The organism is Tunicatimonas sp., assembly GCF_049647865.1.
Classification (GTDB): Bacteria; Bacteroidota; Bacteroidia; order Cytophagales; family Cyclobacteriaceae; genus Tunicatimonas.
In genome coordinates this window covers 1-7,490 of the sequence record NZ_JBARYM010000158.1, presented here as the reverse complement: position 1 = coordinate 7,490, position 7,490 = coordinate 1, and the positions used below count along the sequence as shown (strand labels likewise).

Annotated in this window: 8 protein-coding genes; all 8 read left to right on the top strand. The window is 44.6% G+C overall.

Annotated features, from left to right (window positions below):
- The first annotated feature begins 220 nt into the window (after nucleotides 1-220).
- The 8 genes from WBA23_RS04925 to WBA23_RS04890 all read left to right on the top strand — a co-directional run bounded on the left by WBA23_RS04925 (nucleotide 221) and on the right by WBA23_RS04890 (nucleotide 7,415).
- Entirely contained in the window at nucleotides 221-913 is a 693-nt protein-coding gene (locus WBA23_RS04925; RefSeq protein ID WP_424581136.1) for an energy transducer TonB, read from the top strand.
- A 269-nt stretch (nucleotides 914-1,182) separates the two neighbouring features.
- On the top strand, nucleotides 1,183-2,346 hold the full coding sequence (locus WBA23_RS04920; protein ID WP_424581135.1) for a Gfo/Idh/MocA family protein: 1,164 nt from the start codon (nucleotides 1,183-1,185) through the stop codon (nucleotides 2,344-2,346).
- Nucleotides 2,347-2,376: 30 nt separating this feature from the next.
- On the top strand, nucleotides 2,377-2,907 hold the full coding sequence (locus WBA23_RS04915) for a RidA family protein (protein ID WP_424581134.1): 531 nt from the start codon (nucleotides 2,377-2,379) through the stop codon (nucleotides 2,905-2,907).
- 81 nt (nucleotides 2,908-2,988) lie between these two features.
- The gene (locus WBA23_RS04910; RefSeq protein WP_424581133.1) at nucleotides 2,989-3,759 is read left to right on the top strand and encodes a 3-ketoacyl-ACP reductase; all 771 of its coding nucleotides are present in this window, start codon (nucleotides 2,989-2,991) and stop codon (nucleotides 3,757-3,759) included.
- Between the two features lie 39 nt (nucleotides 3,760-3,798).
- Nucleotides 3,799-4,890 (top strand): signal peptidase I, encoded by a 1,092-nt coding sequence (lepB, locus tag WBA23_RS04905; protein WP_424581132.1) that lies wholly within the window; start codon nucleotides 3,799-3,801, stop codon nucleotides 4,888-4,890.
- A 125-nt stretch (nucleotides 4,891-5,015) separates the two neighbouring features.
- Complete coding sequence (locus WBA23_RS04900; RefSeq protein WP_424581131.1) at nucleotides 5,016-5,246, top strand: hypothetical protein; 231 nt, start codon at nucleotides 5,016-5,018, stop codon at nucleotides 5,244-5,246.
- 13 nt (nucleotides 5,247-5,259) lie between these two features.
- Nucleotides 5,260-6,648, top strand: coding sequence for a sodium:solute symporter family protein (locus tag WBA23_RS04895; RefSeq protein WP_424581130.1), 1,389 nt, complete (start codon nucleotides 5,260-5,262; stop codon nucleotides 6,646-6,648).
- Nucleotides 6,649-7,025: 377 nt separating this feature from the next.
- Nucleotides 7,026-7,415: an Hsp20/alpha crystallin family protein gene (locus WBA23_RS04890; RefSeq protein WP_424581129.1), complete on the top strand. Its 390-nt coding sequence runs from the start codon at nucleotides 7,026-7,028 to the stop codon at nucleotides 7,413-7,415.
- The last annotated feature ends 75 nt before the right edge of the window (nucleotides 7,416-7,490 follow it).

The following is a 7,490-nucleotide window of genomic DNA, read 5'->3' as shown; positions in this document are numbered from 1 at the left end:
TTCTGCCCCAGCGCAAACTGGTAATTGTTCGGTTGGGGGTTACCGCTCGGGGCAATTTTGATAAAAATTACTTTCTGAGTGAAGTGATAAAATCGTTTAATTACGAAAACTAACCAAAGTCAGATATTGGGCTGAGTGCCATCATGGTAATTAGGGAATAAAAGGGGGAAATTAATACTATCAAAAGTTATTAAATGTACCACCCTTAACCACCCAGATCATGACACCTAAGAAGAATCCCGCCCTTGATTATGTTCACTTAAGGCCAATGTTTCTTAGCATAGGATTAGTAATTAGCATGTTGATGGTAACTACCATTTTTGAGTGGAAAACCTACGGGGACAATGAATTGGTTGAACTGGCTGCCGCTATGGAAGATCAGTACGAAGATGTACTAGAAATTCCGCCCACGAATCAGCCCCCTCCGCCCCCGCCAAAAATTATTCAGCCCGAGATTGTTGCCGTCGCTGATGATATTGAGATAGAGGATCTGGAAATTTCGCTGGATATAGAAATTGAAGAGTCTACCGCTATTGAGTCTCGGGAATATTCCACCAAGTTTGAAGAACCCGAAAAGGAAGAAGTAGATGAAATATTCGTCATTGTAGAGAATTTTCCTGAACCGGAGGGTGGCATGGTGGCCTTCTATCAGTACATTCAGGAAAATATGGAGTACCCCAGTCGAGCTCGCAGTATGAGTGTAGAAGGAAAAGTGTTTGTGCAGTTTATTGTGTACCCTGATGGTTCACTTCGTAATATTGAGGCTATTAAAGGAATAGGAGCCGGTTGCGACGAAGAAGCAACGCGAGTAGTGAAAGAATCACCCATTCAATGGACTCCGGGTAAGCAACGCGGAGTGCCGGTTAAAGTAAAGATGGTGCTTCCTATCACTTTTAAGCTGAAAGGTAGATAGCTTGTTTCCAAACAAACACTAGTGTGCCGCCCACCCCGCACCGGCTACTAAGAAACTAATAATACAACACGCACAGGGTGGTTACTGGCGTACAACTAAGTGATCGCTTCGCAAGAGCGATCACTTTCTATTGGTACTTACTGCAAAACATATAGCTAGGGTAATTGAATTTCTGTTATCGGTTGCAGCGATTTTTTGGCAGAGAAGATTAAGAACATTAACTTGAACCCACACTTTTATTTTTATTCTAAAATCTGTAGAAACTAGCTATGAGCACCGAATTAACCACCCATCGCGTAGGCATTATTATGAACGGCGTAACCGGCCGAATGGGCACCAATCAACACCTGATGCGTTCCATTGTGGAAATTATTAAGCAAGGTGGCGTAAAGATCAGCCCGACTGAAGTAATTATGCCCGATCCTATTTTGGTGGGGCGGAATGCGGTAAAGTTGCAGAAGTTGTGCGAGCGGTCGGGTATTGAAAAATATACAACCAATGTAGATGAAGCTTTACAAGACGATCAGTACTCCATCTACTTTGATGCGCAGACCACCGGCCGACGAGCCGAGGCGGTACGTAAAGCAGCGGCGGCGGGCAAACATGTGTACTGCGAAAAACCAACGGCCACCGATACCGAAACTGCCTTGGATATTTACAAAGTGTGCCAGCAGCATGGTGTGAAAAATGGAGTAGTGCAAGATAAACTATGGCTGCCCGGCTTGGTGAAAGTGAAACGATTGATTGAAAACGGATTCTTTGGTGATATTCTATCGATACGCGGAGAATTTGGTTACTGGGTATTTGAGGGAGATACCATTCCCGCCCAGCGTCCTTCTTGGAATTACCGAAAAGAAGATGACGGTGGCATTATCGTTGATATGCTCTGCCATTGGCGTTATGTACTGGATCATATCTTTGGCAAAGTGAAAGCCGTCTCTTGCTTGGGTGCTACCCACATTCCCGAACGGGTAGATGAGCAAGGCAATACATATAAAGCGACCGCTGATGATGCGGCTTACGCTACCTTTGAGCTAGAAGGTGGAGTGATTGCCCACTTTAATTCGTCCTGGACCGTACGCGTTCGTCGCGACGATTTGCTTACACTACAAATTGACGGCACCAAAGGCTCGGCCGTAGCCGGACTGCGCGAATGCTGGATTCAGCATTACGGCAACACCCCTAAGCCCGTCTGGAACCCCGATATTGCCCAACCTATCGACTTCTACAATGGCTGGTCAAAAATACCTCAGCAAGAGCCGCACGATAATGCTTTTAAAGTACAGTGGGAGATGTTTCTGCGCCACGTAGTGAAAGACGAGCCTTTCCCCTACACCCTGCTAGAAGGAGCTAAAGGCGTACAACTGGCCGAAAAAGGAATAGAGAGCTGGGAGAAACGCTGCTGGGTGGATATTCCGGATTTGAACGTATAATTTCACCACTACAAGTTAATCTACACTTTTATGAAAACCTCAACTATGCTATTTATCGCTGTGCTAACCGTCCTATCGAGTAGTGCGTTTGTCAACCCTCCTGTCGATATTGAACAGAAACTTCAAGAGATGGGAGTAACTCTTTACGAGATGCCCGCCCCTACAGCCAACTATGTGCGGGCCGTGCGCTCCGGAAATCTTATCTTCCTGGCGGGGCACGGCCCCATGAAGCCCGACGGCGAAAACGTAACCGGAAAACTGGGTAAAGATTTGTCAATAGAAGAAGGGAAAGAAGCTGCCCGTTACACTGCTATCGCTTTGCTTTCCAGCCTCAAGGAAGAAATTGGCGACTTAGACCAAATTTCTCGTATTGTAAAGGTTCATGGCATGGTAAACAGCACTCCGGATTTTACCGACCACTCACAAGTGATTAACGGTTTTTCTGATTTTATGGTAGAATTATTTGGCGAATCAGGAAAACACGCCCGAGCTGCTGTAGGAATGGGTTCGCTGCCTGGCAACATCGCTGTAGAAATAGAAATGGTAGTAGAAGTAAAGTAGAATAGGATAAACCTGACTCTACTTGATAGTTAATATCTATAACTCTTTTTCATATTTGACATTTCATATCTCACATTTTTCATGAACAAAGTAGCATTGATCACTGGTGGTAGCCGAGGAATTGGGTTTGGTATTGCCGAAGGCTTGGCCAAAGAAGGTTTTGATGTGGCAATCAATGGTATGCGCCCCGAAGAAGCAATAACCGATGTACTTAACCAACTAAAGCAACATGGCGGCGATGCTATCTATTGTCAAGGGAACATCGCTGATACTGAGGCACGCCAACGGATGCTTCAGCAAATTAAAGATCACTATGGTAGACTGAATGTACTAGTAAACAACGCCGGAGTAGCCCCCAAAGAGCGAAAAGATTTGCTGGATGCCTCGGAAGAAAGCTACGAGTACGTAATGAAAACTAATCTGCAAGGTCCGTACTTCCTCACGCAGCAAGCCGCCAATTGGATGATTGAGCAACGGCAGGCTGATGAAGATTTTTCTGCCCATATCATCAATATCTCCTCTATCTCGGCTACGGTAGCCTCCGTTAATCGGGGAGAGTATTGTATCTCGAAGGCAGGTATGAGCATGATGACGCTGCTATTTGCTACCCGTTTGGGTGAATACGGCATTCCAGTATATGATGTACGCCCCGGCCTTACCAAAACCGATATGACCTCGGGCGTCACCGACAAGTACGATAAACTAATTGAAGAGGGCCTTTGCGTACAACCCCGCTGGGGCTACCCTGAAGATGTTGCTAAAGCAGTAGTTGCGTTAGCTCAGGGTTCATTCCCGTATTCTACCGGACAAACCATTATGGTAGATGGTGGTCTGACGATTCCTCGACTTTAGTACATTTAGGCTCACTCGGATGAAAAAATAATAGCATCTATGAAATTGTTCTCAACAAAACCAAAATCAGACAAACCCAAGCCCGTATGGAAAGAGTGGTTTAACTCTATTGTATTTGCGGTGATTGCGGCTTCGCTCATCCGTAGTTTGTTTATGGAAGCCTTTGCGATTCCTACCTCATCAATGGAAAATTCGTTACTGGTAGGAGACTATTTGTTTGTAAGCAAATTGCACAACGGAGCAACCACCCCGCGTACCCCGCTGCAAGTACCGCTGGTTCATCAGTATCTACCCGGAACAAAAATCCCCGAATACCTAGATTGGATTCAGCTACCCTATTATCGACTGCCGGGTTTTAGAGAAGTTGAGCGTAATGAAGAAATAGTATTTCACTATCCGCCCGAGTGGGACCGTCCGGTAGATATGAAGACTTTTTACGTAAAACGCTGCGTAGGTTTGCCCGGTGATCATCTGACGATACAGAACGGGGAAGTTATCGTAAAAGAAGAAGTACTGCTAAAGCCTGAGCACAGCCAAACCAGCTACTGGGTGCAGTGTAAGCAAACCATTCATCCGCGCGTATTTCGCCGATTGGGGATTGACGAGTATTACGCTGGTTCGGGCGGCTATCAAGTAAATGCTGAAAAAGAAGTGACTCAGCAGTTAAGTGACTTACCTTCTGTGCAAAAGGTAGAGGAAATTATTTATCAACTTAGTAGAACGGGCGAGCGGTTGTACCCACAGCGGCAGCATCCTCAACAAGAATCATCAGACTGGACAATTGACCACTACGGCCCGGTTTATTTACCCAAGGCAGATGACCGCATCGAACTGACTAAAGAGAACTTAGCACTGTACGGCCCCGCTATAGCACATTACGAAGGTGTGAATGCTGATTTGATTGACGATAGGCTACTGATTGATAGCCAAGAAGTTAAGGAATACCAGTTTCAGCAAGGCTACTATTTTATGATGGGTGATAACCGCCACAATTCACTAGATTCTCGCTTTTGGGGCTTTGTACCGGAAGATCATATTGTAGGAAAACCCGTACTGGTTTGGTTTTCTTACGATAAAAATGCTGATTGGCTTAGCCGAATACGCTGGGGTCGCTTGTTTACACTCATCTAGTGTTAGAATGCGAAGTGTTAGAGGATTATAGTACTTATTATAACTGGTCTGACTCTTCTTTATATAAATACAACAGTATCTGAATATACGAGCGCAATAACACCTTAACACTATAACACCCTATCATGTCAACTACTCCTAATAAAACCTACTGGTACCTTTGCGTAGCCGCGGCGTTTCTGCTATCGATTATTACTTTCACTCCCCTGGTCATTCCGGCGGGGGTGTACGAACCTATGCTATTTGGAATCCCCTATACGCTCTGGGTTTCGTTTTTAGTAATGATCTTATTCGTTATAATTACCTACATCGGGACGCGCGTGCACCCTGGACGAAACGACAAAGACGCCGACTAAGCTAACTACTACTATGACAACCTGGATTCTTATTATTGGCACTATTTATTTAGGGATGCTAGCCTATGTAGCAACCCGCTCGTTTCGTAGCAACAAATCAGCCGAGGACTACCTGATGGCGGGTTCCAACATCGGTGTTATTCTGGGCTTTCTCACCTTTGCCGCTACTCTGTTTAGCACGTTCACCATTCTCGGTATGCCCGATTTTTTTCGGAACAACGGTATAGGAGCCTGGATATTCCTGGCCGTTTCCGACGGCGGAATGATTTTTCTAATCCTCTGGTTTGGGTATCATTTACGAAAAAAGGTAAAAGAAAAAGGATTTCAGGGCATGTCGGGCTTGTTAGAGAATTGCTACGGCAACCGGCTGGCGGGTTACGTATGTTTTGCAGGTATGTTCATTTTTCTGGTACCCTACGTAGCAATTCAGATTCGGGGCATCGCCATTTTCCTGACGGCGGTCTTTCCTGAAGCTCTGCCACCCTGGGGCTGGTCGGTAGCGATTATGGGGGTAATGTTACTTTATAGTGAGATTGGTGGACTCAAAGCTATTATGCACGCCGATGCGGTGCAAGGATTGACGCTACTAGTGGTAAGCTGGATTATTGGTATTAGTTGCGTAGAACAATTTGATAATCTAAAAGCACTGTTCGCCGAAGTACAAGCCAGCAATCCGGAATTGCTTTCTACTCCTGGCCCTAATGGTTTGTTTACCCCTCAGTTCCTAATTGCATCTTTTCTAGTTATTCTCTGTATTCCCATTACGCAGCCTCAACTGGCTATTCGCCTCGTGATTTTGCGGAATTTGCGGACGACTCATTTAATGGCGGTAGCTGTCGGAATTTTTGCTATTCTAGTGATTATCCCAACCATCTTCATCGGTTTGTACGGAGCCGTACGTTACCCTGATGCTAGCACTTCCGACTTTCTCTCTCAAGTGTTGCTATACGAACAACCGGGAATTATTGCTGCTTTGGCGGTAGTAGGTTTGCTGGCCGCGGGACTTTCTACTACCGACTCTCAGATCTTTGCAATGGGTACCGAACTTCGCTCCCTACTTTCGGGTAGCGAAAAATCTAAACTCACCAAAACAAAATTAGCTATCGTGGGCTTCGCAGTAGTAGCTCTGATTTTTTCTATCTTAGCTAGCGATCAACTGGCATTGTTAGCTCGAGTTAGCTTTGCTGGTACCTCCATGCTTGCCCCCATGATTTTGGCGGCAGTGCTTACTCATGGAAAGCTGGGTAAAGAAATTATTTTTGCTACGGCTTTGGCGTTACTTACCTTTTTGGCTTCGCTACTAGGGCTTATTCCTACTTCAGTAGGCCCTATTCGTCTCGATTTATTTTTATTAGTTGCTCTGGGGGCTTTTGTGCTAATTTCCAATAAGTTACGAACCTAAATTTTTCTTAACCTCCTATCTGTCCCTCTAATATTTAAGAGCGTGTTTGAACTTTATCTTCTATTTTTCTTATGGCTCTTTTCCGGTCATACTTTAGCTTTTTTGCGGACGATAGCTTAAGCTATCCTCTTTAAAAAGAGCCTCGACGGTTCGCCGCGCGACTGACCATAAAATAGCTCATAACAAATTCTAAATATAAAATCCAAACACGCTCTAAGGCAAAAGTTATATTTATTACAACCTAACTGTGCCATTTTGTCGTTAGAATAATAGTACATCAGACATTATGTCCGCTGTTTGGGGTGAATAATTAATATTGGTACACCGTTTGCAAAAGTAAAGGTAGAGTAAAACAGAGGAGGTTAATTATGAAAAATATGCTAAAGAATTTTGTTCATCAAATAGATACGATGAACACTGTGGGTGGCGGTACCACTGCTACTCGAGTAGATGTATTAAAGGAAGTAGATAGGTTGGTAATTGAAGTGAATGCCCCTACCGTACATAGTGATTCATTCAATATTTATTTGCGCGGAAATCAATTGATTGTATATACTGTGCTCAATGATACGGAGGCAATGGGAGAATTAGAGAATCGTGCGGCTCGTCATACGACTCCAATGTTTAACCGGATGTTTGATGTTCCCCCGCACGTTGATCGAGAACAAATTGATGCCATTTTTGAAGATGGCTATCTGCGGGTGATTCTTCCGTTTAGCGAAGGCGAATCAGCTGAAGTAAAGCGCATCGATATTCGTGAATACTAATAATTTGCGATTACAGTATCAGATTATGAAGCGGGATGAAAAATTCATCCCGCTTTTTTGTGTACACCTACAGGA

Bases quoted from the DNA above. Each gene is read 5' to 3' on its own strand.
- WBA23_RS04925 (WP_424581136.1), top strand. From the start codon at position 221: ATGACACCTAAGAAGAATCCCGCCCTTGATTATGTTCACTTAAGGCCA.
- WBA23_RS04920 (WP_424581135.1), top strand. From the start codon at position 1,183: ATGAGCACCGAATTAACCACCCATCGCGTAGGCATTATTATGAACGGC.
- WBA23_RS04915 (WP_424581134.1), top strand. From the start codon at position 2,377: ATGAAAACCTCAACTATGCTATTTATCGCTGTGCTAACCGTCCTATCG.
- WBA23_RS04910 (WP_424581133.1), top strand. From the start codon at position 2,989: ATGAACAAAGTAGCATTGATCACTGGTGGTAGCCGAGGAATTGGGTTT.
- lepB (WP_424581132.1), top strand. From the start codon at position 3,799: ATGAAATTGTTCTCAACAAAACCAAAATCAGACAAACCCAAGCCCGTA.
- WBA23_RS04900 (WP_424581131.1), top strand. From the start codon at position 5,016: ATGTCAACTACTCCTAATAAAACCTACTGGTACCTTTGCGTAGCCGCG.
- WBA23_RS04895 (WP_424581130.1), top strand. From the start codon at position 5,260: ATGACAACCTGGATTCTTATTATTGGCACTATTTATTTAGGGATGCTA.
- WBA23_RS04890 (WP_424581129.1), top strand. From the start codon at position 7,026: ATGCTAAAGAATTTTGTTCATCAAATAGATACGATGAACACTGTGGGT.